Annotated in this window: 25 protein-coding genes and 7 pseudogenes; 16 read left to right on the top strand and 16 right to left on the bottom strand. The window is 32.5% G+C overall.

The window, feature by feature from the left end:
* Nucleotides 1–232: 232 nt before the first annotated feature.
* Complete coding sequence (locus MKX66_RS30535; RefSeq protein WP_341088243.1) at nt 233–685, top strand: CBO0543 family protein; 453 nt, start codon at nt 233–235, stop codon at nt 683–685.
* 219 nt (nt 686–904) lie between these two features.
* On the opposite strand, the gene MKX66_RS30540 is transcribed toward MKX66_RS30535, so the two are convergent.
* From MKX66_RS30540 to MKX66_RS30555, 4 genes and pseudogenes are all read right to left on the bottom strand, one after another.
* Complete coding sequence (locus MKX66_RS30540; RefSeq protein WP_341088293.1) at nt 905–1051, bottom strand: hypothetical protein; 147 nt, start codon at nt 1049–1051, stop codon at nt 905–907.
* A gap of 533 nt (nt 1052–1584) precedes the next feature.
* Nucleotides 1585–1776, bottom strand: a complete 192-nt coding sequence (locus tag MKX66_RS30545; protein ID WP_341088245.1) for a hypothetical protein — start codon at nt 1774–1776, stop codon at nt 1585–1587.
* A gap of 272 nt (nt 1777–2048) precedes the next feature.
* A complete protein-coding gene (locus MKX66_RS30550; protein WP_341088247.1) occupies nt 2049–2582 on the bottom strand; it encodes a hypothetical protein in 534 nt (177 codons plus the stop codon).
* Nucleotides 2583–2980: 398 nt separating this feature from the next.
* Nucleotides 2981–3124, bottom strand: a pseudogene (locus MKX66_RS30555) (DNA repair protein); the annotation flags it as partial.
* A 193-nt stretch (nt 3125–3317) separates the two neighbouring features.
* Between MKX66_RS30555 and MKX66_RS30560 the strand changes: the two are divergent.
* Complete coding sequence (locus MKX66_RS30560; RefSeq protein ID WP_341088249.1) at nt 3318–4031, top strand: hypothetical protein; 714 nt, start codon at nt 3318–3320, stop codon at nt 4029–4031.
* A gap of 140 nt (nt 4032–4171) precedes the next feature.
* On the opposite strand, the gene MKX66_RS30565 is transcribed toward MKX66_RS30560, so the two are convergent.
* Together MKX66_RS30565 and MKX66_RS30570 are read right to left on the bottom strand one after the other, a co-directional pair.
* A complete protein-coding gene (locus MKX66_RS30565) occupies nt 4172–4546 on the bottom strand; it encodes a hypothetical protein (protein WP_341088250.1) in 375 nt (124 codons plus the stop codon).
* Between the two features lie 65 nt (nt 4547–4611).
* A pseudogene (locus MKX66_RS30570) lies at nt 4612–4755 on the bottom strand (YolD-like family protein); the annotation flags it as partial.
* 158 nt (nt 4756–4913) lie between these two features.
* Here MKX66_RS30570 and MKX66_RS30575 point away from each other — a divergent pair.
* On the top strand, nt 4914–5321 hold the full coding sequence (locus MKX66_RS30575; protein WP_215601509.1) for a gamma-type small acid-soluble spore protein: 408 nt from the start codon (nt 4914–4916) through the stop codon (nt 5319–5321).
* A gap of 468 nt (nt 5322–5789) precedes the next feature.
* On the opposite strand, the gene MKX66_RS30580 is transcribed toward MKX66_RS30575, so the two are convergent.
* Together MKX66_RS30580 and MKX66_RS30585 are read right to left on the bottom strand one after the other, a co-directional pair.
* Nucleotides 5790–7133 carry a patatin-like phospholipase family protein gene (locus MKX66_RS30580; RefSeq protein WP_341088253.1) on the bottom strand — a complete coding sequence of 448 codons (1344 nt, stop codon included), beginning with the start codon at nt 7131–7133 and terminating at the stop codon, nt 5790–5792.
* A 196-nt stretch (nt 7134–7329) separates the two neighbouring features.
* A pseudogene (locus tag MKX66_RS30585) lies at nt 7330–7557 on the bottom strand (IS4 family transposase); the annotation flags it as partial.
* 420 nt (nt 7558–7977) lie between these two features.
* Between MKX66_RS30585 and MKX66_RS30590 the strand changes: the two are divergent.
* Together MKX66_RS30590 and MKX66_RS30595 are read left to right on the top strand one after the other, a co-directional pair.
* Nucleotides 7978–8619 carry a DUF3967 domain-containing protein gene (locus MKX66_RS30590; protein WP_341088254.1) on the top strand — a complete coding sequence of 214 codons (642 nt, stop codon included), beginning with the start codon at nt 7978–7980 and terminating at the stop codon, nt 8617–8619.
* Nucleotides 8620–9337: 718 nt separating this feature from the next.
* Nucleotides 9338–9619: pseudogene (locus MKX66_RS30595) on the top strand (ABC transporter substrate-binding protein); the annotation flags it as partial.
* A 1374-nt stretch (nt 9620–10993) separates the two neighbouring features.
* On the opposite strand, the gene MKX66_RS30605 reads toward MKX66_RS30595, so the two are convergent.
* On the bottom strand, nt 10994–11155 hold the full coding sequence (locus MKX66_RS30605; RefSeq protein ID WP_192797053.1) for a hypothetical protein: 162 nt from the start codon (nt 11153–11155) through the stop codon (nt 10994–10996).
* A gap of 266 nt (nt 11156–11421) precedes the next feature.
* Between MKX66_RS30605 and MKX66_RS30610 the strand changes: the two genes are divergently transcribed.
* From MKX66_RS30610 to MKX66_RS30620, 3 genes and pseudogenes are all read left to right on the top strand, one after another.
* Nucleotides 11422–11595: a hypothetical protein gene (locus MKX66_RS30610; RefSeq protein ID WP_341088257.1), complete on the top strand. Its 174-nt coding sequence runs from the start codon at nt 11422–11424 to the stop codon at nt 11593–11595.
* Nucleotides 11596–11649: 54 nt separating this feature from the next.
* Nucleotides 11650–12741: pseudogene (locus tag MKX66_RS30615) on the top strand (glycosyltransferase).
* A gap of 607 nt (nt 12742–13348) precedes the next feature.
* Nucleotides 13349–13921, top strand: a complete 573-nt coding sequence (locus tag MKX66_RS30620) for a hypothetical protein (RefSeq protein ID WP_341088258.1) — start codon at nt 13349–13351, stop codon at nt 13919–13921.
* Between the two features lie 73 nt (nt 13922–13994).
* On the opposite strand, the pseudogene MKX66_RS30625 reads toward MKX66_RS30620, so the two are convergent.
* The 3 genes and pseudogenes from MKX66_RS30625 to MKX66_RS30635 all read right to left on the bottom strand — a co-directional run.
* A pseudogene (locus tag MKX66_RS30625) lies at nt 13995–14210 on the bottom strand (hypothetical protein); the annotation flags it as partial.
* Nucleotides 14211–14256: 46 nt separating this feature from the next.
* Nucleotides 14257–14598 carry a YolD-like family protein gene (locus tag MKX66_RS30630; RefSeq protein ID WP_341088260.1) on the bottom strand — a complete coding sequence of 114 codons (342 nt, stop codon included), beginning with the start codon at nt 14596–14598 and terminating at the stop codon, nt 14257–14259.
* The gene (locus MKX66_RS30635) at nt 14595–15860 is read right to left on the bottom strand and encodes a Y-family DNA polymerase (protein WP_341088261.1); all 1266 of its coding nucleotides are present in this window, start codon (nt 15858–15860) and stop codon (nt 14595–14597) included. The genes MKX66_RS30630 and MKX66_RS30635 overlap by 4 nt, the downstream gene beginning before the upstream one ends.
* A 446-nt stretch (nt 15861–16306) precedes the next feature.
* On the opposite strand from MKX66_RS30635, the pseudogene MKX66_RS30640 reads away from it, so the two are divergent.
* The 8 genes and pseudogenes from MKX66_RS30640 (at nt 16307) to MKX66_RS30675 (ending at nt 23251) form a co-directional block, all read left to right on the top strand.
* Nucleotides 16307–16912, top strand: a pseudogene (locus tag MKX66_RS30640) (DUF3967 domain-containing protein).
* 230 nt (nt 16913–17142) lie between these two features.
* Complete coding sequence (locus MKX66_RS30645) at nt 17143–17346, top strand: hypothetical protein (protein ID WP_341088262.1); 204 nt, start codon at nt 17143–17145, stop codon at nt 17344–17346.
* A 60-nt stretch (nt 17347–17406) separates the two neighbouring features.
* Complete coding sequence (locus tag MKX66_RS30650; RefSeq protein WP_341088265.1) at nt 17407–18378, top strand: DUF6895 family protein; 972 nt, start codon at nt 17407–17409, stop codon at nt 18376–18378.
* The gene (locus MKX66_RS30655; RefSeq protein WP_341088267.1) at nt 18353–18955 is read left to right on the top strand and encodes a hypothetical protein; all 603 of its coding nucleotides are present in this window, start codon (nt 18353–18355) and stop codon (nt 18953–18955) included. Before MKX66_RS30650 ends, MKX66_RS30655 begins: the two co-directional genes overlap by 26 nt.
* Before the next feature lie 16 nt (nt 18956–18971).
* Entirely contained in the window at nt 18972–19154 is a 183-nt protein-coding gene (locus tag MKX66_RS30660) for a hypothetical protein (RefSeq protein ID WP_341088269.1), read from the top strand.
* Between the two features lie 497 nt (nt 19155–19651).
* The gene (locus MKX66_RS30665; RefSeq protein WP_341088271.1) at nt 19652–19861 is read left to right on the top strand and encodes a hypothetical protein; all 210 of its coding nucleotides are present in this window, start codon (nt 19652–19654) and stop codon (nt 19859–19861) included.
* Between the two features lie 740 nt (nt 19862–20601).
* Nucleotides 20602–22239 carry a peptide ABC transporter substrate-binding protein gene (locus MKX66_RS30670; protein WP_341088273.1) on the top strand — a complete coding sequence of 546 codons (1638 nt, stop codon included), beginning with the start codon at nt 20602–20604 and terminating at the stop codon, nt 22237–22239.
* A gap of 181 nt (nt 22240–22420) precedes the next feature.
* Nucleotides 22421–23251 (top strand): DUF5677 domain-containing protein, encoded by an 831-nt coding sequence (locus MKX66_RS30675; RefSeq protein WP_016078775.1) that lies wholly within the window; start codon nt 22421–22423, stop codon nt 23249–23251.
* Nucleotides 23252–23422: 171 nt separating this feature from the next.
* Here the strand turns inward: MKX66_RS30675 and MKX66_RS30680 are convergent, their stop codons facing one another.
* From MKX66_RS30680 to prgP, 4 genes are all read right to left on the bottom strand, one after another.
* Nucleotides 23423–23752: a hypothetical protein gene (locus MKX66_RS30680; protein ID WP_341088276.1), complete on the bottom strand. Its 330-nt coding sequence runs from the start codon at nt 23750–23752 to the stop codon at nt 23423–23425.
* Between the two features lie 15 nt (nt 23753–23767).
* Nucleotides 23768–24001, bottom strand: coding sequence for a hypothetical protein (locus MKX66_RS30685; protein WP_016119546.1), 234 nt, complete (start codon nt 23999–24001; stop codon nt 23768–23770).
* Nucleotides 24002–24196: 195 nt separating this feature from the next.
* Entirely contained in the window at nt 24197–24520 is a 324-nt protein-coding gene (locus MKX66_RS30690; protein WP_000052610.1) for a hypothetical protein, read from the bottom strand.
* Nucleotides 24483–25409: a ParA superfamily DNA segregation protein PrgP gene (gene prgP, locus MKX66_RS30695; RefSeq protein WP_000715264.1), complete on the bottom strand. Its 927-nt coding sequence runs from the start codon at nt 25407–25409 to the stop codon at nt 24483–24485. Before prgP ends, MKX66_RS30690 begins: the two co-directional genes overlap by 38 nt.
* Nucleotides 25410–26264: the final 855 nt, after the last annotated feature.

The raw sequence follows: 26264 nt of genomic DNA on the forward strand, positions 1-26264 counted from the left end.
ATGAAAAAAGAGATGGGCTTTTTTGTCTGCTATCGATAATGATTGGTTATATAAATTAGATTTGTATATGGGATATATTTTTGAAAATAAAATAAGAGTTAAGCGGTTTTATAATTTAATTATAACTCAGTTGATTGTAATTATCATATTGCGTTGGTTTGGAAAACTTTTTTAGTTTAAATTATAAGGAGTAAGGTGAAGATGGGTATAAGGAAAGGAAGGTAGAGTCCAAATGCTATTTAATATTCTAATTGCATTTGTGTTACCTTGGTCTGTTGGGATTTTTCACCTTTACAAAAAAGAGAGAAGAATTATACCTCTGATTGGCTCATTTTGTTGTGTCGTTGCTTTTGTCGTAAATGAATTCGGCTTTTATTGTGGTTTTTGGAGAATTTCTCCTTTTCTTGATCAAAAAACTTTGTCTGGCTTACCATTTAATATAGGACTTTATCCGATTTTGGCAAGTTACTTGATATTCTTTATAAAGAAAACCAAAAGACCTTACTTGATGGTCTTTTTCATATCGCTATTTACTACTCTTCTTGAAATGACATTAGTTTTAAGTGGGAAAGTCGTATATGGTAACGGCTGGAATATTATTTGGACATTTTTCTCCTATATCATCCCTTATATGTGGGTGTACTGGTATTACCTCTATTTAAGAAAGTTACAAGTCATTAACTAAATCCTGAAGGCAATATAATAGAACTCGAATGTTTTTGATTGCCGATAACGGGAATTATGTAAATACGAAACCCCTTCAGTTTACTTGCTGAAGGGGTTTTTTTTAGATACATTGAATACCGATAAGTGGGAATATATAAATTAATGGTTATGTATTCTATGCCATATTTCTATAAAGAGAAAAAGAGTGTTTTTATTCAAAGCACTCTTTCAAATAAATTTACCAATCTCTATGATCGTGATGATGGTCATGATGATTTCTACAACGACAATCATTAAAATCTCTATGTCTACGTCTTCCAAACATTAAATCATCCCAAAATCTACCACAATCTCGAAAGTTATCGAAACGACAATTACATCCCATAAATATGATTCCCTCCTTTTAACAATTGGATTCATCATATTTTATATTTAAAAGAAAAAATAGCTTGTTTAGTAGTCTACATTTATAGTAATAATATTCACATCTAACCTTCGAGTTTTAAATTTAGTAGATAAAATGCAATCTATGACCCATTTTTACACGTATCTTGGCTGAACGCCTCAATGAGATGTGGTTTTTTGTTCATGGTTTTTTGACCTCTTTATTTATAGTGTTTTGAATGTATACTTTTCTTGCTGATTTCGAGGATATCAAGGGGATCGGATTGAAGTCAATGTCTTCAGGTAAATGAAAGTAAACTAATATTTAAAAGTTTATATTGGAACTTAAAATTGAAATTCAACATACAATGCCATGAGTATTTACAACATAGTTTTAGCCAGAGCAATAAGAAAAACCACAGCAATTGCTGTGGTTTTTCTTATTGATGAAATGGAAAGTGAATTTCTATTCAAAAGTTTACTTTCGAAGAAGAAGAAGGAAGTTTTTGTTTTATCTAATTTTTTATCTCATACTTAAAAATAAAGTGGAAAACATTTTATATAATCATTGATCAATACTTGGTTGTTTTTTGGTAAATCGAACTGATTGATATTTGCAATTAAACCAGCCCAAAGAGGTGCTATAGCACTGGTCCCCTCCTGTAACAGTTTTTGACCATTTACTTCAATCTGATAACCTGTTTCTGGATCGGCATTACCTGTCACGTCTGGAGTACCACGTCCCCCCCTGGTCCCCTGGATTAGCTGAATCCGGAACATGTGCATTGATCTGCCAGCTTGGAAGAGGGAACGTAGTACTCACTCCACCACCAGTAGCAATTAACTGTCTGGGACTACTGTTCCAAACAATCTCATTAGTTATTGTGTGATCAATACCTTCTAACCGTGTTCCACCACATGCTAAAACAAAAGGACTAGAAGCTAGAAAGCCAGCATGAAGTAACTGGTCTGGTACAGGATGGGATGGATCATTGTGATCATAATCTGACAATCCCACAACATATGGTTATCCCTAATGTTGCAGCATCTTGAAAGGAGCGATTTAAAACTTGTTTAGTTTGGTCTGACCATAAATTCTCAGCAAGACCCCGACTTATAGAGATTATAGAAGGCTGGTTAATTTGATCATGGATATCCTTGTTAATAGCATGAAGAAATCCGTCGTCTGTATTTGGTGCAAAATACATAGCAATTCGTACACCAGGAGCGACAGCCGCCGCTACCTCAATGTCTAACTGTACTTCACTATCTGCCCTCACCCCTGTTTGATTATGCGCTCCATCTACAAGTACATCAACTAGTTCTGGCTGAGAAACTCCTAGCCGATTAAAGTATTGCACCATATCACTGGTTTTGTACCCGCCCCCAAACTCAACGATTGCAATGCATTGATCTTTACAATTTAAGGATGGAAAATTATAAAGTTTCGCTACTTCCGGTGGTGTAAATGTTTTTCTTGCAGCTGCACTTACAACTCCATCTTCTTCCAACATACAAATATGTGGAGACACTTGGGGGTAGTGGGAATTCTTAAGTCAATGGGCATGGGGTGATTTGTATTCTTAACCTGTTAGGCATGTTATTAAATGATTTTTGAGCCAAAACCAAAAAGACCACACTAAGGTGATCTTCTTATGTAGGGCGGGAAGACATCGGTCTTCCCTTCGGGTTGCCCCGATGGAAAGGGCGTTTTGTTTCCAAAACTGTTTTTCCTAATTACATAGTATGCAAAAGTTTCAGTTTAGTTCCTAAATTATTCAATAAAAAACAAAAAGTTTAATATATAATTTTTGGTTTTTTATTTCTGATCAAAGGCAAATATTTCGGTTTCAGTTCCCCTTGATGCTACTCCTATAAACGTGTTTCTGTATCTAGCTGTGGCGCTATGCGTGTAGGAAATCCCTCGTCAAATGCTGGTTTTCCAAGACTTTTTGCGTATTCCATCCATTACTATCCCTAAATTCATTTCTTGTTCTTACTGCGTTACGTTATCCAAAAGAGAAACTTGTTCCTCCCCTTCCTGGATTAAATTCGTTAGAGAAATGTGTATGCTGAAACTGGATGAACCAGTCTATTTTTGACGTGAAAAAATAGAAAACTGTCTCACATTCGATTTTTTTCCATTATTATCAAATTCTCCTTTTAGTAAGTCCTCCAATTTATACCCATTTAAATTTAGACAAGTACCTAACAAACCGTATTTACCATATATTGCTTTCAAATAAAGGATTATAGGAGGAATTATAATGTTAATTAATCCATATGGTTTATATATAATTCAATGTGGTCAATTTAGTAATTACTCTCCACAATATTTATCTAGATTAACTCCATTGTATTCATTATATTATCCAGAGTATCATTATAATTATTATGGTAATTGGGATTATGGAGGATGGAATAATGAATACAATGGAACGTCAATACATGATATTCATAATTCTGAATCGGAACGAATGAGTTGGGTGAGCAGTGGATCAGAACATTTAGGGCATGAAATAGATCATGCAGTGCATCATCTTCCTGTGTGTCACGGTCATACTGGATACCTGACAAATAAGTTTGACTTAGAACTCAAAATTGAAAATGGCGGTTGGGTTACAGCTTGGGCAAATGACATTGCAGAAAAAGATGTATTACAGGGAGTATCTGTATTTAGCGCTAATCCAAGTGCCTTCTTGTACTGGATAAATAACTTAGTAAATCGTACTATTTCATCATTGCAAACTGATGCACAACACAAGTTCACGGCTGAGATGAGGAGAGTAGCTAATGAAATAGCTGCAGATGTTATTAGACGAGCAATTCAAGGGAAAAGTCCATTAGAAACCTTCAAACAATTTGATACATTTGACTTTAAAGCAGGGGCAATAAGATATTCTGGTAGAAATATGTTATGTGGTAATACAGTATCTACCACTTGGGGAATGAAGCCGTATATTGCCCTTAGAGTGCGCTAAATGTCTAAACCTGAAGATAAACAAAGGGGAGAATAGATTCTAACAGTGGAAGCAATGAATGTGTTTGTTCCTATAAACAATATAGAGAATTGATGTTTATATAACTGAAGAAAGAGCCCAAATTGAGTAGCCCCTTCTTTTTATTTAAATTCTACATGAAATTTAGTGTCAATGATTCCGAAAGCAACTTTACATGGCAACGGATTTTTTCCTGCTGAAGCAGCACGCATACAAGAAAGCACCCAATATTCTAGTTCTAAAGGTAAGCGGTATGCTTGAATGCTACTATCATTGTTTTTTACTGTTACGATCGGTGTATTTGCCCTGGTTGTAGCAAAACCGTCCGTTTTTATCATTGCTACTGCATCATTAGTATGAAAACCGGCGCTCAAAACTTCGTATATCTTTTCTTCTTCCTCATTGATAATCATAGGTATACTTAAATAGGGATAGTTATTTACATCATTATGAATAACAGTTCTTGCTGTATTCTTTCTTATCTGATTCCCTTGCATTTTATACACTCCTTTATAATAATCTACTTAAATCTATTCTATTTTATGTCTGTTATGTTAGAGGATTATAAAGTCATCTTATTATAAAAAGCATCGGTACATATGACAGCAGTATTTAGTGAATCGAGATCAATATCAACAACAGTCATATAACTAGATAGTAAATAACCATCTTTATAATATGTAATTAATATTTCTTCTTCTTTCATTCATTTCTTAAAAGCATGGTTAATTCAGCCATATCTCGTCCTATATACATAATTTCATCTCTATAATATGTAGTTTGAATGAAGAGTGAAATAATATGCGGAAATTTAAAAAATATAATTAAGAATAGCTTTTAAATGGGGTGGTTATATTATTGATTGTGGAGGTGAGAAAGATGAACAAAAAACAACAAGGTTACAATAAGGCAACTTCTGGCGCTAGCATCCAAAGCACAAATGCTAGCTATGGTACAGAATTCGCAACTGAAACAAATGTACAAGCAGTAAAACAAGCGAATGCAAAAGCAGAGGCACAGAAAGCCCAAGCTTCAGGTGCACAAAGTGCAAATGCTAGTTATGGTACAGAATTTGCAACTGAAACAGATGTGCATGCAGTGAAACAAGCGAATGCAAAAGCAGAGGCACAGAAAGCCCAAGCTTCAGGTGCACAAAGTGCAAATGCTAGTTATGGTACAGAATTTGCAACTGAAACAGATGTGCATGCAGTGAAAAAACAAAATGCACAATCAGCTGCAAAAAAATCACAATCTTCTAGCTCTAATCAATAATGAAGGGAAAACACTTCTCTATCTTAAGAGAAGTGTTTTCTCAGGTTGTGAAGAAAGTCTTCTCTACAGCCTATTTTTGTGTCTGGACAAATACATAATGTATCACTAGCAACTTTAGATGATGAGTTTGCCACAGTTTTAAAAACTGAAGATTTCTTTTAGAGAAACTGAAATGGTGCCTTTAACTGGTTCACATCCTTCAGCAAATATTTCATATGAAATTGAGTGTAAGTTATTATCATTTTCTAGGGGTTCTGAGCCATTTAGATGTTGTTCTATTATTTTATTTTTTAGAGATACAACAGCTATATGGATGTATAACATTATTATAGACACCAACAAATTCAACCAATAAAAATTTTACGTATCATAATAGTTATGAAGAAATTCTTTCAACAAATGGTTATACAATCCAAAACAAAAAAATGTACATCTTCAGAGGAAATGTACATTTTTTTGTTTGCGTTTTTAATACTTATCAGTATCATGAAGGTGCTGAAAAAAGCTACCTGTAAATCTATGCTTTCCTCCCTTATGTAATATATCTTTAAGGTGTTCTAAATCTTCAGATGGAAATATAGGATTAGAGGTTCCTGTCATATCCTCCATATATTCTGGTAGTAACATTCTTAATGCAATGTCCATTCTGATTTCGCCTGCACGTATTAAGGTATGAATTTCACTGTCATGGAATCCGTCTAAATCTGTACGAAGCCCAGCTAAAAGCATCTCAATATCCTCTTTATCTGTAGAGCGAGGTGGCAATTGATAGTCTGGTAAAGTGATTTGGTCGGTATAGAAAGGATTATTATTCTTATCTAATAAAGTCTGGATAGGCTTACTAAGAATGAGTTGTAATCCTGGGTATATTTTGGGATCTAGATTACGTAACAATTTCCTTCTTAATACTACAATTTGACTATTAGAGGTGTCTAAAATCCTTTTATTCAATTCAAAATATGAAGGCTTCTCATTTTCTTTCCATACTTTTTCAGATGCAGAGGCATCTAAAACAATATAAATTTCATTTTTAGCTTTAGGAATAAATTTCATTGGTTCTTTTCTATGTTTTGCAAGTGCCGGATATTTATTTGTTTTAATCTCACCATCTGGCAAGATTAATGGTTCAGTCCCGATGTTATCGAATACTCCTCCATCAGAAAACCAAATTCTTCCAAATTGTAATAAAGGACTTCCTTGCATTCTGTTTTCTGGATCACTAAATACCCTATCTTCTAGAGATAAAGAAATAGGGGAAAATAATACTGGAAAAGCTGCTGAGGTAGATGCAGCATAAGAAACCGTAATATCATCTATATTAGTTGTTTGTCCAATATAAGTTCCATACATATGATCAGTCGAAAAATAAAACATCCTCATAGTATCTAAGCATGTTGTATTGCAATACCAGTCTATAGGAAGACTTTTCAAGTCTTTCATTCGAATCCCCTCACATAGATACTCATCCAATAAATTTGGAAGTGCATTACTACATTTTTCTCGAATGGATTTAAAAGATAATGCTTGTTTTGTAAAGGAATTTGTAAGTAACTTTGTTCGCAGGTCGATTTGACCTAATTTTACTAAAGGGTTAATTACACGTTCTTCAAAATCATGTACATTTCGGAAGGAACCACCTTTATGTAGTGCAATCATGATAGCGGCAGCAGTAATACTTCCACCAGAAACAGAGCTAATACTGGATACAGATTGATCTAACTTACACTCAACTAAACGCTTATATCCTCCTAATGCATAAAAAGACGCTCTAAATCCACCACCAGAAAATGCTAATTTTAGTTTTTTAGACAATTATATCTCCTCCATATCCCTTTTTGTGAAAAAATACACATTATATTATTTACCGAACCTATCAAGAAATATACTGTGAATTTATAGGCTTAAATAAAATTCTCTTCATGTTCAATGTAATCAGATTACTAGAAAAGAATATGACCGATTAGATTAAGGAGATAGATAGTATGGCGATGTATTCGCAGCTAATTTGCATGCCTTGGATACATAAATCATTCGCTGTCATAGTTGAGACACACAGAGAGCCGTACGTACGATTACGTTGTTTACCTGAACCTGTATGAATATGTAGGAACTGCCTCCTTAACAAATTATACTCAAGTTGAATTTTTACCCCAGCCGTATGGCTGTATCCGCTTATACCTGGATAAACCGATAAAAATACATCTGGGAGTTGAAATGCAGTTGAATCTAAAATACGACTCCCTTCTTACTTTAAAAATAAGCCCATTGAATTCTATGGGCTTATTTTGCGTTCGTAAAGGTTACATAATATGATTCTTCGTTCTTTTTCATTGTAAAGCTATAGATATATATGTAAATTACATATTAAGAGATGGTTTCTAATCTGTATTCACTGTGGTTTTCTTATAGCATATAACACCTTTTTAAGGATAAGTGAGATTTAAATCCAATCTGCTGCATGATTTGTTAAGAGGTGTTTTTCTTTTTTGCTGTGTAATGGGTTTATTTATAAGGGCTTCATCTTTGACTATGGCGCTATGTGGATGTGTATAATTCCGACAAAACATTGCAAAGAATGTGCGAGCTTCGTCGATAGATTCTTAAAGGTATCAGCCATTATGTATTGAAATTTTCTAATAGGAGGTGACGTAGCGCTATGTCAGAAGCGGAGATAGTATATACCAGCAATGAAGTCTATAGTCGTTTGGGAGTAAGTGGAAGTACACTTAGAAAGTATTCGGATGTTCTTGAACGTGAAGGGTATGATGTAAGAAAGAATAGTCGAGGGAGAAGGGAATATACAGAGTTTGATGTTTTGCTTATTGAACAGTTAGTAGAGTTGAGTAAGCAAGATGGTATGACTTTAGAAAAAGCTGCGAAAATGATTGCGAAGCAGTTTGGAATTGATAATAAGAAAGAGGAATCCCAGGGGACAGATCCAGTTCCTTATCAGATGCAGTATCAATTCCAGCAACAATATAGCGCTATGATAGAAGAAATTAATAAGGTGCATCAAGCAAACCTATTAGAAATGGAAAAGAGACTAGATAATCGTATAGATCAAAAGAACAAATTGATAGAAGAGGATATAAAAGAAAGAAATAGATTGATAGAGGAAGATATGAAAGATCGTAAGGAACGTGAAGAAAGGATAGAAAAAAGGTTAGAGCTAAGAGATGATAATCTTATGAAGATGGTCAGAGAGATTCAAGATGCTAAACGTACTATTGTATCAGCCCAGGAAGAAATAGCGGCAGCAAGGTCAAAAAAAAATTCTTGGTGGATGTTTTGGAAATGAGTACATTCATCAATGGATGTACTCCGAATTTTAATTTGAATTATGACTACAAATAAGAAGAAACCACTTTGATTAATTTTTTTTACAAAATGGTTTCTTCTTATTTTATCTAAAACTTGCCACACCATCTAAGGTTTCAGGACTAATAGTAACGGATATAGCTCTACATGTGGCACCTTGTTTGCTAGGAGCTACTATGGTAACTCCACTAGAGGACACGTCATGAATGAATACACGAGTTCCACCAGATATTGATATTCCGCCACCAACATCAGGTATTGTGTTGGGGACAGTAAAAAAATCACCGATCAGAGTGGTGAAATTAGTTCTAAATGTATCGGGATATTGTTGATTGTATGGATGTTGTCGGTTGTATGGATATTGTTGATTGTATGGATACTGGTATGGCTGTTGAGTTGGATAAGGATTATAATACATAATTTTACAACCTCTTTTCTGAGTTTGAATTTTTCATTATAGTTACCTATATGTTCTTAATGTTTTTTTGTGTATGGGTCAATATCTTGTTGGAGGAATAATTATTTTAAATGGAGGATTGATAGAAAGTATAAATTTGTATTTAGACCTGAACATCACAATAATGATTTTTTACGGTTTATAATTTCATATACCGCATTAAAAAATTTTTTGTGATTGACACAATAATCTCTAGAGTGCTACTTTTTTAATGGTAAATTAATAAGAGGTTTATTATTTAGATGCAACATATAACTTTGATAAGTATTCAAATAAGCAATATGATGAACTAATTTATAAAGTGAAAACCGATTTAGCTGATGATGAAAAGGCATGTTGGGAAGCAATGAAACAAGCTGAGAAAATATTATTAGAAGATGGAGCAGTAGCGCTGATCTACCAACAAGGAAGATCATATTTATAACGTTCTTTTGTCAAAGGTATTGTGACCAACGATTTTGGTGGAGAATTTAACTATAAATGGGCTAAAGTTAAAAGGTATGTGGGTAAATTTCACATATGATGAAGAAAAGGAATAGGTAAAAAAGGAGTCGATATCCGACTCTTTTTAGTTATAAATAATGTGGAGTTAGAGTATAATTTTATATGGGTATATGGTATTAGATGAACTCTTTATCCTTTTAATGGTGATTAATGAGGGATTGTAAGAGGAGGGGCTTACAGCCCTTTTTTTATGATGTTCTATAAGCTTTCTTATATAATTAGATGCAGTTTGTTAAATATTGATTTTAGTAATTATAAATTTGAAACAAAACTCAAAGTAATTTATCATCCTAATCAATGAACAGAATGTAGATTAGTAAACAGGCTGTTTCTGTTTTTAAGCATAGAATATGATGAGTTCTATTATTATTTTAAATTAACTAAAATGTACATTAATAAAAGATATAGCTCTAGTTCCTATTGGTTTGCTATGAATAAGTGATGTTAAGTAAGAAGGTTGGTACAAGTGAATAGATGACAATAGATAGGATGACTTTAACGGGTAATTCAAGGGTTAATATTATCTTATTTATTATATATTATAATAAAAGGTATTAAAAATAAAAATTATGGATAACTGGTATACCCATTCCAGGGAAATCTATATACGGTGAGAATCTAATGTCATGTTTTCACCTGCTTTTTATAAATATTTCATATTCTTTTACATGCTATGTTTAAAGAAAATAAAAGAGCTTATTCTCATTTGAACTTAGGCAGACTAGCTACTGATAAGAGGGTTTTATGTCAATTAGTTGGCGAGCCCCCTACCCATCAAGCTAAGAAATTCATTGTTCCTCAAAAAGAAAAAATGAGCTGATTTCTCAAAATAACTAACTGTAGATTGTCTTTTTTGCAACAAAGAAAAAGCTTATTAAAAATTTCTATATGATTTCATATATGGGCTTCTTTTTAAACTTTTTTTCATGGGAATTTGGCGCATTACTGGTAATAATACTTACAAAAACTCACCCTATATAATTTTAGTTACCATACCCCACTTATCAGTAGTCGAACTATATAAAAAATTCAAAAAAAGTCCTTTCGGAAGATCTGAAGGGACTTTTCTTTCACATAATTTATATTTATCAGTGGTGTTTATTTTCTATTTTTAAACACTTCTAATGCTCTAATTTAATAGATAAAACGGCACAACACTCCGTACAAACATCAATAATTAATCTAGAAAATTGATTAAAGAGATTATTTGTATTAATAGATTTTAAATATACTTGAGAATCTAATGAACCTTGTCTAATTTCTCTAGAACCGCAATTACAACATATCTTATTCATTTTCAATGCCTTCTTTCTAAAATTTAGTCCACATAAACTCCGTTAGCGGTAATAAAAAAAGAGGGATCATCCCTTCTCATAAAGAATGATCATTCTTCTTATTTATCCAAGCATGTCGTAGGAACATTTTTTCCCTCTAATATTTCGAATTTAATCTCTCCATTTTCATAATATATCCGTTTTATAATCGGTATAGTTTCCATTTCATTTTCTTTGTCACTTTTATAATGATTTTTTGTTTCTATGTGAATGATATTCATCAGACATACCCCCTTTTTATCCATAACAAAAAACAAAGAACACATTTTTCTCACAATTGTATATGTATTCTCATATTTCTCTTTTATTCTTCTTATTTTATGGAGTTTAATGCAGTTGGATTTTCGATTCCATAAAAAATAAAGTACCAAAAATTAAGCTAATATCTCATGTGAAAAATTACATTTAGCATTTTTTAAGAACAACATAAATAAAAATAAACTAAAATGAGGTGATTTTATGGGAGAGAAAAAGCTACATTTAGGTTGTGACCGGACCATTCTCGAAAACTGGGGCAGAGATATTAGATGATGTGAATAAGTACCGGAATATTGTTCTTGAAATGATAGTTGAACCACGAGCTATAAAATCAATTCGAGAACTACAACGTGAACTACTTACAGCCCCACCTATTGAGATTCGTTTAGGTATTACGTTTTAGGTGAAAAATCTAAATTCAAATAAAATAAAGATATCTTATAACAGAGGTGCTTAGATGATTACAATTAGTTTATGTATGATTGTAAAAAATGAAGTAGAAACACTTAATAGATGTTTAGAATCAGTTAAAGACATCCCTGATGAGATTATTATTGTAGATACAGGCTCAACAGATCAAACGAAACAAATAGCTAGTAAATGGACGAAACAAATTTTAGATTTTAAATGGATAGATGATTTCTCAGCAGCTCGAAATTATTCTTTCCATCAAGCTTCATTGGATTACATCTTATGGTTAGACGCTGATGATATACTTTTACCAGAAGAACGTAAAAAGCTACTTAATTTAAAACAATCACTCACTCAAAAAATTGATGCGGTTTCCATGATTTATCATGCGGAAATTGATAAATTTAATAATGTTTTAACCAGCATTCGCCGCAATAGATTAGTTAGAAGAAGTAAAAACTTTCAATGGCGTGGCGTTGTTCATGAAGATCTAAGTATTCATGATCAGTATAATTCTCTCGAAAGTGACATCATAGTCACCCATAAAAAAAATTATGCCGATAATTAATCAAATCGAAATCTCAAACTATATGAACAATTTTTGAAAAAAAATAAAGGTAAAATGACAGCTCACGATATATTTCATTATGCCAGAGAATTACATAAACATAAAAGATATAAACAAGCCATTGAATTTTATAACAAGTTCTTAGACTACGAAGATATCCAATTAGAACACAGGCTTTTTGTTATGCATAAATTAGCTAGTTGTTATCATCTAATCGGAAATTTTAAAAAAGAAATAGAAATCACATTTCAGTCTTTAGAATACGATATTCCTCAACCGGAATTTAGCTGTTGCCTAGGTGAATTCTTTCTTAAGAATAATCAGTTTTCTCAAGCTGCCTATTGGTATAATCAAGCTATAGAAGCACCTTCAGCTAATTCTGCCCATTTCATTGAACAACAACCCTTTAAAACTTGGTTACCGCATAAACAATTAGCATTTTGCTACTTTCAGCTAAAAGACTATAAACAGACTTATCATCATAATAAAATGGTTCTTCGTTTCTTACTAACTGATGAGGAGACCCTTAATAATATTAAAGTAATTGAGGAGTTAATAATGACTGATTAACAATCATAGGATGTATATTCATCTGTAAAATAAGTTTTTTTGAATGATGTAAACATCTGGAAGAGAAGGGTAATCATTATGATCGTAGAAGCAAATCCAGTTATTTTAACAATTCGTGCAATCGACTCATATGTACGGTGCCAGGAATCTTCTAAAAGTTAAGCCTTACGAATTTTAAAGCTTAATCGCTTCAATTTAAAACCAATTCATGGAGTAAGCAAAGGAAACCATTATTACTATGCTATTGAAGAGATTCAAGAAGTATATAAGTATTATCAAGAAAATTACCTATTAGTTTTTTCAAAAAGAAGAATACAAAATTTCAATGATTTACTAGATAAAGCTTTTCATTATTGCAAAGAACACGCAAACAGTTCTACAAGAATTATCACTCGATACTAATAACCAAAATAAAAAGAGAAAGCTTATAAAGCTATCTCTTTTTTCCTTTAATCCAAATTTACTTGTTTATGTTGATTTGAAATAAAGTTTGATTAAAACTCATTTAGAAGTCTTTAATTGCAAGTGACAGAGTATCGCAACTTTTTTATAAATGTTGTAACCTTTATAGATTCAATAGGATATAGTACAATCTTTTCTTTTCTTTATGAATAAATTATATAGAATTATATATTCTAATCTAGAAAGGGTGGTTACAATAGGAAGCTATTATGATAGAAAATACAAATATTATAAAAGTTCATCTTGTGGTGAATGCGATGACAAGTACTATAAAGGTTCATCTTGCCATAGCCATAATAAAGAATCTATCGAATTTCAATATGATGAAAGATTAATTACTGCTCCCATACTCGTTCCTCCTGCTCCAGCAGCACCACTTCCAATTTTAACAGTAGATTTTGATAAAATAAATACAGGGGACCGTGTATGGCTGAGTGGTATCATCAGTCTAAATAACAATAACAATGTATTTTCAACAGTTACATTAACCATTACAAGAACATCTCCATTATCAGGAACACCTCAGGTCATTTATACACAAGTATTTGAAATTGATAATGAGGGTGATGATGATCAAATCCAAACTCCTTTTTCACATGTAGATGTTCCAACAACTCAACTTTTTGATGTTAGATACCAAGTTCGAGTAACTGTAGGAAATCCTAATTTATTTGTACAAGGACCAAATACTCTAACAGCTCTTAGATTTAGTCGATAATAATGAAATAAAAAGAAGCCATGTTGAATATTTTTCAACATAGCTTCTTTTTTTATAATCAACCATTGTTTTATATGGATACGATTGGTGCATTTACTCTAGTTGTAGCAAAACCGTCTGTTGTTATCATTGCTGCTGCATCATTAACGTGAAAACCTGCGCTGAAAACTTCGTAAATCATTCCGTTTTTCACATTAATAATCATAGGTATATTTAGAAAGGGATAGTTATTAATATCATTATGAATAACTGCTCCTGCTGCGTTCTTTCTTATCTGATTCACTTGCATTTTTACACCCCTTTAAATGATCTGAACTTGATAATATCAATTTATTTTATTTAACATCTATTATATTAGAGAATTGCAGTTTTAACTTGTTATAAAAAGCATCTGTACATATGACAGCGCTATTTGACGGATCAATATCAACAATAGTCATATAACTAGAGAGTAAATAACCATCTTCATAATATGTAACCATTATTTCTTCTTCAGATACTAAGGAACATAATAACATGTTTTCGATTCGTTCTTTTTCTTCAGTAGTTAAGATTGGACGGGTTACTTTGTGTTGTTCCTTAATGATTTCACGTATTCCGTCAAATTGAGGTGTTAACGCTGCGAACGGTGTGAATTTCACCATTCCTCTTCCTTTTGGCATATTAGCGTTGTTCATGATTTATGCCCCCCTATCAGTGTGTTTCGGTATCTAGCTGTGGCGCTATGCGTGTAGGAAATCCCCCGCAAAATGCTGTTCTTCCCAAACCTTGTGCGTATTTCATCCATTGCTTTTGTTAGTTTTACTTCTTTTTCTCGTTGTGTGACATTATCGAAAAGAGAAATTTGTTCCTCCCCTTCCCGAATTAGATTCGTTAGAGAAATGTTTATGCTGCGGATGGGTTCTCCAGTATATTGTTGATGCAAAAAGTATGTACAAATCTTATAAATATCCATTGTTAGGTTAGTCGGACGGCTTAAAGTATGTGTTTTTCTAATCCCGCCGTTATAACTTTTGCTATAGCCAACAGAAAATTGAACGGTTTGAGCAAGTTTGTTTTGTCTTCTAAGGCGATAACAGACTTCTTCAATATGTTCCAGTAGAACAATCGGGAATTCTTCTATTGTATAGTCACGCATTAGAATTTGGCTTTTTCCGATTGAAGTTGTAGCAGGAACGTATTTCTCCGAAATACGGCTGAAGTCAATGCCGTTGCTATGTAAGTGCAATTCCTCTCCGATCTTGCCAAAACTCTGTTTTAAATATTTAAGAGGGTAATTTGCTAAATCCCCGATAGAATGTATTCCTTTTCGATTCAACTTTTCTTCTGTTTTGTGCGAAATGCCCCAAAACTTATTTAGTGGTCGTATGCTCCATAATTTCGTAGGGACATCTTCATACTTCCAATAAGCAATCCCGTCTTTGTTCTTCTTTGCTTCAATATCTAAAGCGACCTTACTCATTAATGGGTTACAAGCAATTCCGATGGTACTTTCAATTCGTGTATGGTTATATATTTCACGTTTGAATATCAATGCGAATTCATATGGATCGTTAGCGAATAAATGAATGCTATCAGTAACGTCCAACAGAAATTCATCTATGCTATATTGGTGAAAATCCTCATAAGGAACGTATTGTAAAGCTAACTTTGTTATGTAATTAGAGCATTTTATGTAAGTATTCATAATCGGATTCACAACAAGAATATCTTTTCTTCGAGGAATCTCGTAGAGCCTTGCCATCTTCTTTACGCCTAACGCTTTTAATGGGGGTGTTGCAGCAAGAACGATTGAACCATTTCTATTTACATCGCCGACTACAGCCAACTTTGTATGCATGGGATCGAGTCCCATTTTGATGCAACTCACTGAAGCATAAAAGCTACGTAAATCAACACATAAGATGATTCTATTCGGTAGGATTGAATAGTCATACATCGTGATTCCTCCTAAAGTAAAAGAACGTTTGTTCTTATTATACACGAACTCACGTTCTTTTATGAAGAAGTTTTACAAATAAATTTTGAATATAAATATTTTGTTAAGCGGAGTATTTAACGAAAAGCTTGAATCCCCAAAAACGAATCTCTACATCTAATTTTTTCTTTCTTCCCTGTGTCTTTTTCATAGTCATAATATCCTCCCTTAAAATAGCTGAATTTCTTACAGAACGTATTATAATCATTCTTCTTCTAGATTCTAAGTGTGATTTTCAAAAATATATAATATTTTTGAAATAAATAATTTCACGGAAGTTTTTCCTGTGATTTATCCCCCTCTATTCCGACAAAAATCAGCAAAGACAGTACGAGTCTCGTCGATTTATTCTTAAAGGTTTTATGCAATTTGTATTGAATTTTCCTTATAGGAGGTGGGGTAGCGCTATGGCAGGGATGGAAATAGTGTACACCGCAAATGAGGTATATCGTCGGCTAGGAGTTAGTGGCAGCACCCTTAGAAAATACTCGGATGTTCTTGAACGAGAAGGGTATGAGGTACGAAAGAATAGTCGGGGAAGAAGAGAATATACAGAGTTTGATGTGGTGCTTCTTCAGCACCTAGTAGAGTAGAGTAAAGAAAATGGGATGACTTTAGAAAAGGCTGCTAAATTGATTGTAAAGGAGTATGGCATCGCTAATAAGAAAGAAGAAGCTGAAGAAGCAAATCCGATGCCGTATCATGTGCAATATCAGCTCCACGAACAATATAGCGCTATGGTAGCGGAACTTAATAGGGTGCAGCAAGCAAATCTATTAGAAATGGAAAAGAGATTAAGTAATCGTATAGATCAACGGAATACATTAATCGAGGAAGATATGAGAGAGCGTAAGGAACGTGAGGGAAGAATAGAAAAAAGATTAGATCATAGAGATGAAAACCTTATGAGAATGATTAGGGAGATTCAAGAAGCGAAACGAATAATGGAAGAAGTGGCAGCGGCGAAAGAGAAAAAGTTTTGGTGGAAGTTTTGGGAAAGAGTACGCTCCTAATATCCGCTAATAGCAACGTCAGAACAGAGAAAATCATTTTGGAAACGTTTATTTACTAAAAAAATAAGATTTGAAAATTAGAAAAAAGTTCATTTGTTTATTTAAAAAAGTGAGCTTTTTTGTTTTGTATTATTCTAAATTATTTTTAAAAATAATTTACGTATTAAATTAATTATTATGTAAAACTTAAAAATAGTTTCATTATCAATAAATAAAAGGAGGACAATTTAATGCCTGATAATAATGAAATATTGTCACGAATTAGAGAGAGTGGAATTTTAAATCCAAATGCAACATTAGAAGAAGTAATTGCAGCTTCTTCTATTCATGCTATTAATCCTGGTGGTGTTGATGCATGGGAATTAGTTACTAGAGATTTTGTTCTTAGAGGTATGCCGCGAATAGAGGATATTATAAGTCGTCCCGAAAGATAAGGCAATATGATGGAGGAAAAAGGGAGCTTGCTCCTTTTTTTATTGAAAGGAGATTTATAGATGAATTTTATGGAGAAAGGGTACTTAGATAATCCGCAATACGCAATTATTACGAATTTAATGGTTAGTAGCTTGGACTGGATTGATCAAAATTTGCATAGATTTTCTCCCGTAAGAAGTGGTGATCTTGATGAGTGGGATGTTAAATCATTTTCTGAGTTATGTTTTCTTTATTCCTATTTAAAGCGCTGGAAACATCCATTATTTAAAAATATATTGCCAAAGTGGGAGAAATTTCTTCGTTTTCATATAGAAAATCCAGTATTTGCTCAAATGGCTCGGAAACGTCCAGTAACTTCTTTTCCTTTTTTATTTCCTTATCTTAATTTACGGTCTAGTGGGTATCGTCATGATTATTATGAAGATACTTTACGTATAATCGAACGTTGGGGATATTTTGACTCTATTGAAGTCGTTCCTTATCGGGCGTTTGATTTAGTTTATACATATTGGAAATCCGGTTGGATTGATAAAGAACCAGATTGGGAAAAATTATATATGGAAACAGTGTTAGCGCGCTGTCGCAGCTCATTTTGTATAGATATAGATTCAGCTTATTCAATAACACATACGATATTTTATCTGACTGATATGGGAGATCGTGCTGCTCCTATATCTAAAATTCATTTGGATAGATCAGTTAATTTGGTTGAGTCGCTTTTACTTCATTTTTGGAGAATTGGACATTGGGATTTGGTGGGAGAATTGCTAATTAATTTAAATACTATAGGGCATACAAATAGTCTTCTTTTTGAAGGTGCTAAAAATGCTTTCCATGAAGTATGGCAAAAAAATGGTGGACTTCCTAGTATGAAAACTTTGCAACATATTAAATATGAAAAGGATGGGGAAGAAGAGTTTCAAAATTGCTATCATACAACTCTTGTCGGTCTTTTTTATTGTGCAACAGCTTTAAATCGTATGCAATCTGTAGGAGGAACTGAAAATGTCACGATTAATAAAAGCAGCTAAACAAGCTGAACAATGGCTTCAAAATATTAAATGTTCAGACTCGGAATTGATGAATCTACGTGATATTGGACTTATGTTTTGTGAAATAATTTTTATGGAGAAGAATGATAAGTTGAATTCATTGAGGAGTACGGAAATTTTATATGATTATCCAGAAGATTTTCCGCTTTCATTGCTTCAAATGAAACGGAATGACATTTTATTGTTAGCTATGAATATGAGTTTGTATAAATATGAGTCTAAACTGTTTAGCAAGCAAGAGTGGGCACAGATTATTGGGGGGATTTCGCTTTCATATGCACGTCATGGTGATGTTCCTGTTGTTGCTGCGTTGGTAAGGATAGCTGCAATTCTTCAATTAGATAGTTCATTATTGGCTGATTCTCATTCATATTTATTGGATCAACAAGAACCAGATGGAACTTTTGGTGTTTTTGCAAGAGAATGGGGATTATGTAGTAAGTCAGAAGAAGAAGAACATATTAAATTACGTCTTACTGTTGAAGTACTTTGGTCATTGGTCGAAATGAGTCAAATGCCATTAGGTTTGAATGAACAGATGCGTTTCATAGTATAAAAAGGAGGTGAACTATATGGTAAATGAAAAAAGAAATGATCTTATTTTAAATTTGCAGAAAAGCGGGATTTTAAATACAGATTTATCTTTAAATGAGTTGATGGGAAGAATCGAGCAGTTATGTGAACAATTAGGAGCAACTATGGCTAATGATACAACTGGAACGTTTATTGTTAAGCGCAATGGAAATAAAATGTAATGAATGTTTTTGATTAATTTATAAATTCCAAGTGTATTTATTGATTTAAAGCATAAGGATAGTTAACAAATCCGTCTGTTCGTATAACAGACGGATTTGTTATATTTATGAGATAGCGTCAGGATTTTGTGCTTTTATAACGCTAAGGATAAGAAGTCTTGTATATCAACGTTCTTAGTTCGTTCCAATAGAGTAACCCTATTGAGATAAAAATAAATTATTGAGAATAAAGGTTTCGTAACGTCTCATATAACTTTTCTCAAATATCTTAACGTTGTAAATCCGCATTTTCGGGACGCTACTCCTGACTGAAAGAAAAAGTGGGTAGAGAGGAGAACATACACAAATGATTGTTTTTGAGAAAAAAGAAAAAGATAAAGAATATATTTAAAGACTTGCCGTTTGTGGTTTGATATTTAATTCAGAAAGGGAAAAAATCACTCTTATTCAGACAAATGATGGTAAGTATTTTCTTCCAAGCGGAGGTATAGAAAATAATGAAACCCACGAGGGTTGAAGCTATTGAAGAAATGGGAATGGAAGTTGAAATCGGACATTTTATAGGCTGTGCACAAAGATATTTTTATTCTACAAATGAATATAAATACTATCTGAGTGAGGGCTATTTCTATTTTTGTGATTTTGGGAAGCAATTAAGTGAACCAACAGAAAAAAATCACTTTCTAAAATGGATTGAACCAGTTTAAGAGATAGAAAGACTATTTCACAAACATCAAAGTTGGGCAGTGAATGAGGCACTGAAAACCCATATAAAATAATAGTTGGATTTTGTTAAATGTTTAAGCTCCGTTTGGAATAACCAAAGAGCAATTTTTTATTAGATTAGTTAAATAGCCTATTTTTACGTTTTTTTATATTAGGTCTTGATAAAGCGTTTGTTGCGTGATTTTGTTCCATTGCTACACATATGCCAACTCCGATAGCAACGTTACAAGTAAAGGAGGGGAGATTTTCCTCTTTTAATAGGTGTAATTTTATTTGATATATAATTTCACATACCGTAAAGGTAGGTAAATGTAATTCAAGACTAAAAAAGAGGATGAAAACAATGATTTAAAATGATTTTATGAGAATTTTATTTAAGGGATCTATTAAGTCGATTTTGTGATTTTTGCTCTTTTTGGTGTATTGCATTAATAGTAGTCGTAAATATCGCTAAAAACAAAAATAAAGAGCTGTTTTTTAGAAGAGGACTTAAAAATATCAAAACAAAAGAATGTATAGTAAATATCTCTATAATTTGTGATTTGTATATTAAAATTTATAATTTGTACAATTGACATGCCTATCTTTGGGTGCTACGTTTTAACTGGCGACAGATTTGTGAGGTTTATTACTTAGGGGGTAAAGAATTCCTCTTCTTCTAGGCGATATACAACGAGATAATCTAAAGCTATGACCGTACGTAGAGAGGAAGAAAAGAAACATGTTAAAAAAAGTAACGCCTATTGTGGCTGCTGTTTTAGGAGCTAGCTTTTTACTAACAGCTTGTAGCAGTGACAAGAAAGAAAATACAGCAAAGGCAACTGACAAGAATAAAACAAACCAATCTATTCATTTACCGTATATAGCGGAAATCCCAACGATGGATGTTACAAAGGCAACTGACGGTGAATCTATGAACGTGATGAAAAACGTGTTTGAGGGTTTGTATACGTTGGGGGAAGGAAATAAGCCGATACCAGCAGTAGCGAAATCGTATGATGTGAGTGAAGATAAAAAAACATACACATTCCATCTGAGGGATTCAAAATGGTCAAATGGAACACCTGTAAAAGCTGAAGACTTCGTATTTTCTTGGAAAAGAGCTGTGAACCCTGATACAGCGGCAGAATATGCGTTTTTATTCTTTGATATTAAGAATGCAGAGAAAATTAATAGTAAAGAGTTACCTGTAGATCAGCTAGGGGTAAAAGCAATAGATGATAAAACATTAGAAATACAATTAGAACAGCCTGTTCCTTACTTTATAGATTTGACAACGTTTGCAACGTTCTTACCAATAAACGAGAAGTATTTTGAATCAAAAGGGAAGCAGTATGGTTTAGAAGCAGATCAATTAGTTTATAACGGAGCATTCACATTAGATAATTGGAAGCATGAACAAGGTTTTCAGTTGAAAAAGAATCCGAATTATTGGGATGCTAAAACAGTTAAATTAGACAAAATCAACTTTGATATTGTAAAAGATAAATCAACAGAAATAAATCTATATGAATCAGGTCAAATTGAACGTGTAGGACTAACAGGTGAGTTTGTAGATAAATATAGAAAGAATCCCGACTTCAAGGAACGTTCTGAAGTAACGGTGCAATTCCTGCGTATGAATCAAAAGAATGAAGTATTAAAAAATAAAAATGCTCGTTTGGCGATTAGTCAGGCAATGAATAAAAAAGTCTTTGTTGATACAGTGTTAAACAATGGTTCTCTTCCTGCGTATGGTTTTATACCAGCTGATTTTGCTAAAGGTTCAGACGGAAAAGACTTCCGAAAAGAAAATGGTGAATTAGTAAAAGATGATGTGGATGCAGCGAAGGGAGACTGGAAGAAAGCAAAACAAGAACTTGGGAAAGAACAAGTAACACTAGAATTACTAACAAGTGATAATGTATTTGCTAAGAAAAATGCGGAGTACTTAAAAGGTGAGCTAGAAAAGAATTTAGAAGGGTTAACGGTCAATGTTAAGCTGCAGCCACGCAAACAACAAATCCAATTACTTCTAAACAGTGATTATGATTTAGGTGTTGATGTATGGTCTCCTGATATTCCTGATCCTATTACATTTTTAGATTTATTCACGACAGATAGTACATATAACTTTGATAAGTATTCAAACAAACAATATGATGAACTAATTCATCAAGTAAAAACGAACTTAGCTGATGATGAGAAAGCTCGTTGGGAAGCGATGAAGCAGGCTGAAAAAACCTTATTAGAAGATGGAGCGGTAGCGCCTTTTTACCAACTAGGTAGATCGTACTTGCAACGTGCTTCAGTCAAAGGTATTGTGACAAATGATTTCGGTGGAGAATTCAACTATAAGTGGGCTGAAGTTAAGAAATAATAAAAAAGATACAAAGATACAAAGATACAAAGATACAAAGATACAAAGATACAAAGATACAAAGATACAAAGATACAAAGATACAAAGATACAAAGATACAAAGATACATGTATCCTAAATTGATAGAGTGATTTTGAAAAGGGAATGTCAGCTTATTTAAGAATAGGAGATATTATAGATATGAACAATAAATTACCGACCTATACGGAAATTTTTGAAGCAACTCAGAGAAGATTAAAAGCACTGAAAACAACTTGTTTACGGCATAAAGAAATTGACGAAGTAGATATATTAATGTTTTACCTTGTTGGAAATATCAATTTGAGAATAAATACTATTTTTCATCTATTGGAGAATGATATTACTGATGGAGTCTTGCCTTTGCAAAGGACATTGTTTGAATTACAAATAGCATTCGATGCTTTTACAAGTGCTGAGGACGAAGATAAAAAGAAGTATATTAAGTTTTTTCATAAAAAATACAACTTCGAAACTACTAATAAGTTGAATAAATTTTTCGAAAATGATAATGAAGAAATAAAAAAAATTGCTACTCCTGAAGAAATCGAAACACTTTCTAAACTCAAGGATGCTGCATTAAAAGAAATTAAATCAGAAGACGTAGAAGTAAGAAGACCAGAATATAAACAGTGGTATGAGATAGCAAGTGGGAAAACTTTAACAGGTTTGTGTGTTGAACTTCAAGAGATAGGTTATTATCAATGTTATGATGAGCCTTCAAATTGGGTTCATCCGCAAAGGTTAATTGAAAACATGGATTTTGAAACATTTGGTCAGCAAATGCCTTCGCATTTTAATATTTTAATGAAAGGTAACTTATATTGGAGTATTATGAAACTTTCGGACAATATATCATTTTTAGCAAGCTATTATAATATTATAAAAAGTGATCCGCTATATAAATATGGAACGAAGCTATATGAACTAGCTAAAGAATTAAGAACTTTAGTAGAAGAAGAGAGTAAAACTACTGGTAGTACACCCTTATAATAGATTCTTTTATAAAAGATACAAAGATACATGTATCTTTGTATCTTGAAATATAGAGGTGTAAAAGGTAAAAAATGGAGTCCGATTAAGGACTCCATTTTAGTTACAAGTACTGCTGAGATATAGTATAATTTTAGTTGGGTATATTGCGTTGAAGAATCTTCGTATTCTTTAATTGTGATTATAAATGGAGTGTAGAGGTAGGATTCTGCACTCTATTTTTTTATGTTCTCCTATAAGTCTTCTAACATAATCAACTGCAATTTGTATCAAACAAACGGTTAAATCCTGATTTAAGTAATCGAAAAATCGCAGCTGTCTCATTATATATTCTTGTTGTTTTGGAGAGAAATCTTCAATCATACTTATGACAGTTTCGTATTCGAAAAAGAAGTATTTTTCATTTGCTTCTATAACAAACACATCATTCTTGATCGGGTGATTTTTGAAAAATAATTCAAAGAAAGAAACTTGGCTTTTATTTTCTTTTAGGGCATTCATAATTCACTTCTCCTTTTAAATTAAATTAGTTGCAGCGTATGTAATTAAGCAAATCACTAAAATAATGCCAATGAAAGTTGTAAATAGTGCAAGAAATCCAAGAGCAAACCGATATAAGAAATAAGTACCAAGTGCAATTGCGATTATGAATCCGATTATGAGGGCTAATGTTCCAATTGTATGTAAGGATATTACGTTAAAAAATACTAACCCTATGACAACTAAGGCAATAATAATAAGGGTTCTCATGGCACATCACCTTTTGTAAATTAATTTTAGGATACAAAGATACAAAGATACAAAGATACAAAGATACAAAGATACAAAGATACAAAGATACAAAGATACAAAGATACAAAGATACAAAGATACAAAGATACAAAGATACAAAGATACATGTATCTTTGTATCTTAAAATAAAAAGATACGGCATAATGCGTATCTTTATATATCCTCTTTAGAACTGAGAGTTTGAAGTAGCTTCTGTTCTCTTTCGGTTAATTCGTTTTTTATGAAGTTCTCAAGTAGTTCATCTATTACTTCATATTTTTTTAAGCTTCTTAAAGTACAAATATTTTCAATCAAACTAAATGTATCAGGAGAAACCTTTATATTTTTACGATTTTGCGAACCGACTTGTTTTTTATGTTGGTTTGTTGCCTCCGCTATTGTTTGAGAAGCGGGTGTAATATCTTTTACTTCTCTTGTGACATCAGCAGCTTCAGTAATCTTAGGAGTTTTGGGTTGTTGTCTCTTTATTAAACTCACCTATATCAATTCCTTTCCCTAACTTAGTAAGTTTGTTATCTACGAAATATTTAGGAGTATATTTATAGTCTACAATATCCCCTTTAGTTTCAAAGAGATGAATTCTTTCTTCAAGCTCGCAGAATACATCACAGAATAGAGCTAACATTCTCTTATCATGATGATCCTCGAATTGAAACCCAATACGTGGATACCATTCTAGGCGAGCATGATTATTTATTATTGTGCTAAAGACATTTTCCTCACCAAAAGTTTCAATAGTATTTTTGACGATCTCATTATGTAATGAACGCTTCTTTTGCAATAATACAGGCAAAATTCCAACTACGTTCATCTTAACAAGATGTCCAAAGTCATCGACTAAAGTTTGTAGATAATCAAAGATCAACCTTTGACTGCCCTCATAAGAAAATTGTTGAGTCTCTTGTACTACTATAACAAAGTCACTTGCTACCATAGCATTATCCACTTTAAGGTCAGTGGAAGGTGGAATATCAATGAATATGTAGTCATAGTCGTATTTAATTTTATCTAGCAACTTTGCAAAATAAAAAGTTCGATCTTCAGTAGTCTTAAAATTTTCAATTAAAAAATCTGTGTACTTTCTCATATCGTAACCGCATGGGATCATATCGAGGTTTTCATGAAGCTTTATAATGCCATCTGATAGATTACCATCTTCTAAACATTTCATTAATGTTTTTTGCATTTCTTCTATTTTGAAGGATTTTGCTAAGAATGTAGTTCCGTTTCCTTGAAGGTCTGTATCAATAAATAAAACTTTCTTATTAAATACTAGAGAAGCTACAAGAGATTCCATACAAGAGTCAGTAGTTTTTCCTACGCCCCCTTTTTGTTGGGCGTTGATTATTACGTGTCCTTTTTTCATAGAGATTCACTCCTTTTTAAATGTAACACAATTGTAATAAAAGATACATGTATCTTTGTATCCTAAAACAATCATAACATATGAGCGGGAACATGAAAAGGATAAATGTATCCTTTTTTACATTTTACTATTTTTTTATAGGAAACCAAAAGATGGTTTTATAATAAATGCTGTTAAATCAACGTTTTATAAGTTATTCAAGAATACAAGAATACAAGGATACAAAGATACAAGGATACAAAGATACAAAGATACAAAGATACAAGGATACAAGGATACAAAGATACATGTATCTTTTCTCTTTTTAGGGGTACATGCTTAATATGTATCTTTTTTTGATATTTACAAATAAAAAAACTTGTTGTAACGTTATAGACAACAAGTTTCTCAACACAATTTGATAATATACATAAAAAATTCGTAAGAATTTGTAGAATATATAAGACACATAAAACATAAAAAACAAATAAAAAAAGAACGGCTGTCTAATTGAGATTTGGACGTCTCAACCAGACAGAGGAAGTAGATTTGCTTGGACACATCTCTACTTCTTGGTGAATACAATTTGCTGGACACATCTTGTATTCGATTTACGTCACTGCTGTATCAGTGAGTAAACTTCCCAAACCGTTCTAGTTAACTATGCTATTGAGATATAAATATCTCTTATTAGTATAGTTAATTAGAGTAGATTTGTAAAGATAGAAACCCTTATTTAAGTGCATCTATAAGCGTATTTAATTATGGATTTTTCTACCTTTTTATACAATTCGGGAAGTCTATTTATTTAGGTGAGCAGTGATATAACTGCTCACCTTTTTTTGTTGTAAAAAATCAGTGGAAAGGAGGTTCACC

The sequence above is a fragment of the Bacillus sp. FSL R9-9530 genome (genome assembly GCF_038008145.1).
In the GTDB taxonomy this organism is placed as follows: domain Bacteria; phylum Bacillota; class Bacilli; order Bacillales; family Bacillaceae_G; genus Bacillus_A; species Bacillus_A mycoides.

Excerpts from the sequence above, each read along its gene's own strand:
- MKX66_RS30535 (WP_341088243.1), top strand. The coding sequence starts at position 233 with ATGCTATTTAATATTCTAATTGCATTTGTGTTACCTTGGTCTGTTGGG.
- MKX66_RS30540 (WP_341088293.1), bottom strand. The coding sequence starts at position 1,051 with ATGGGATGTAATTGTCGTTTCGATAACTTTCGAGATTGTGGTAGATTT.
- MKX66_RS30560 (WP_341088249.1), top strand. The coding sequence starts at position 3,318 with ATGTTAATTAATCCATATGGTTTATATATAATTCAATGTGGTCAATTT.
- MKX66_RS30565 (WP_341088250.1), bottom strand. The coding sequence starts at position 4,546 with ATGCAAGGGAATCAGATAAGAAAGAATACAGCAAGAACTGTTATTCAT.
- MKX66_RS30590 (WP_341088254.1), top strand. The coding sequence starts at position 7,978 with ATGTCAGAAGCGGAGATAGTATATACCAGCAATGAAGTCTATAGTCGT.
- MKX66_RS30605 (WP_192797053.1), bottom strand. The coding sequence starts at position 11,155 with ATGAATATCATTCACATAGAAACAAAAAATCATTATAAAAGTGACAAA.
- MKX66_RS30620 (WP_341088258.1), top strand. The coding sequence starts at position 13,349 with ATGAATAAATTATATAGAATTATATATTCTAATCTAGAAAGGGTGGTT.
- MKX66_RS30630 (WP_341088260.1), bottom strand. The coding sequence starts at position 14,598 with ATGAACAACGCTAATATGCCAAAAGGAAGAGGAATGGTGAAATTCACA.
- MKX66_RS30635 (WP_341088261.1), bottom strand. The coding sequence starts at position 15,860 with ATGTATGACTATTCAATCCTACCGAATAGAATCATCTTATGTGTTGAT.
- MKX66_RS30645 (WP_341088262.1), top strand. The coding sequence starts at position 17,143 with ATGCCTGATAATAATGAAATATTGTCACGAATTAGAGAGAGTGGAATT.
- MKX66_RS30650 (WP_341088265.1), top strand. The coding sequence starts at position 17,407 with ATGAATTTTATGGAGAAAGGGTACTTAGATAATCCGCAATACGCAATT.
- MKX66_RS30655 (WP_341088267.1), top strand. The coding sequence starts at position 18,353 with ATGTCACGATTAATAAAAGCAGCTAAACAAGCTGAACAATGGCTTCAA.
- MKX66_RS30660 (WP_341088269.1), top strand. The coding sequence starts at position 18,972 with ATGGTAAATGAAAAAAGAAATGATCTTATTTTAAATTTGCAGAAAAGC.
- MKX66_RS30665 (WP_341088271.1), top strand. The coding sequence starts at position 19,652 with ATGAAACCCACGAGGGTTGAAGCTATTGAAGAAATGGGAATGGAAGTT.
- MKX66_RS30670 (WP_341088273.1), top strand. The coding sequence starts at position 20,602 with ATGTTAAAAAAAGTAACGCCTATTGTGGCTGCTGTTTTAGGAGCTAGC.
- MKX66_RS30675 (WP_016078775.1), top strand. The coding sequence starts at position 22,421 with ATGAACAATAAATTACCGACCTATACGGAAATTTTTGAAGCAACTCAG.
- MKX66_RS30680 (WP_341088276.1), bottom strand. The coding sequence starts at position 23,752 with ATGAATGCCCTAAAAGAAAATAAAAGCCAAGTTTCTTTCTTTGAATTA.
- MKX66_RS30685 (WP_016119546.1), bottom strand. The coding sequence starts at position 24,001 with ATGAGAACCCTTATTATTATTGCCTTAGTTGTCATAGGGTTAGTATTT.
- prgP (WP_000715264.1), bottom strand. The coding sequence starts at position 25,409 with ATGAAAAAAGGACACGTAATAATCAACGCCCAACAAAAAGGGGGCGTA.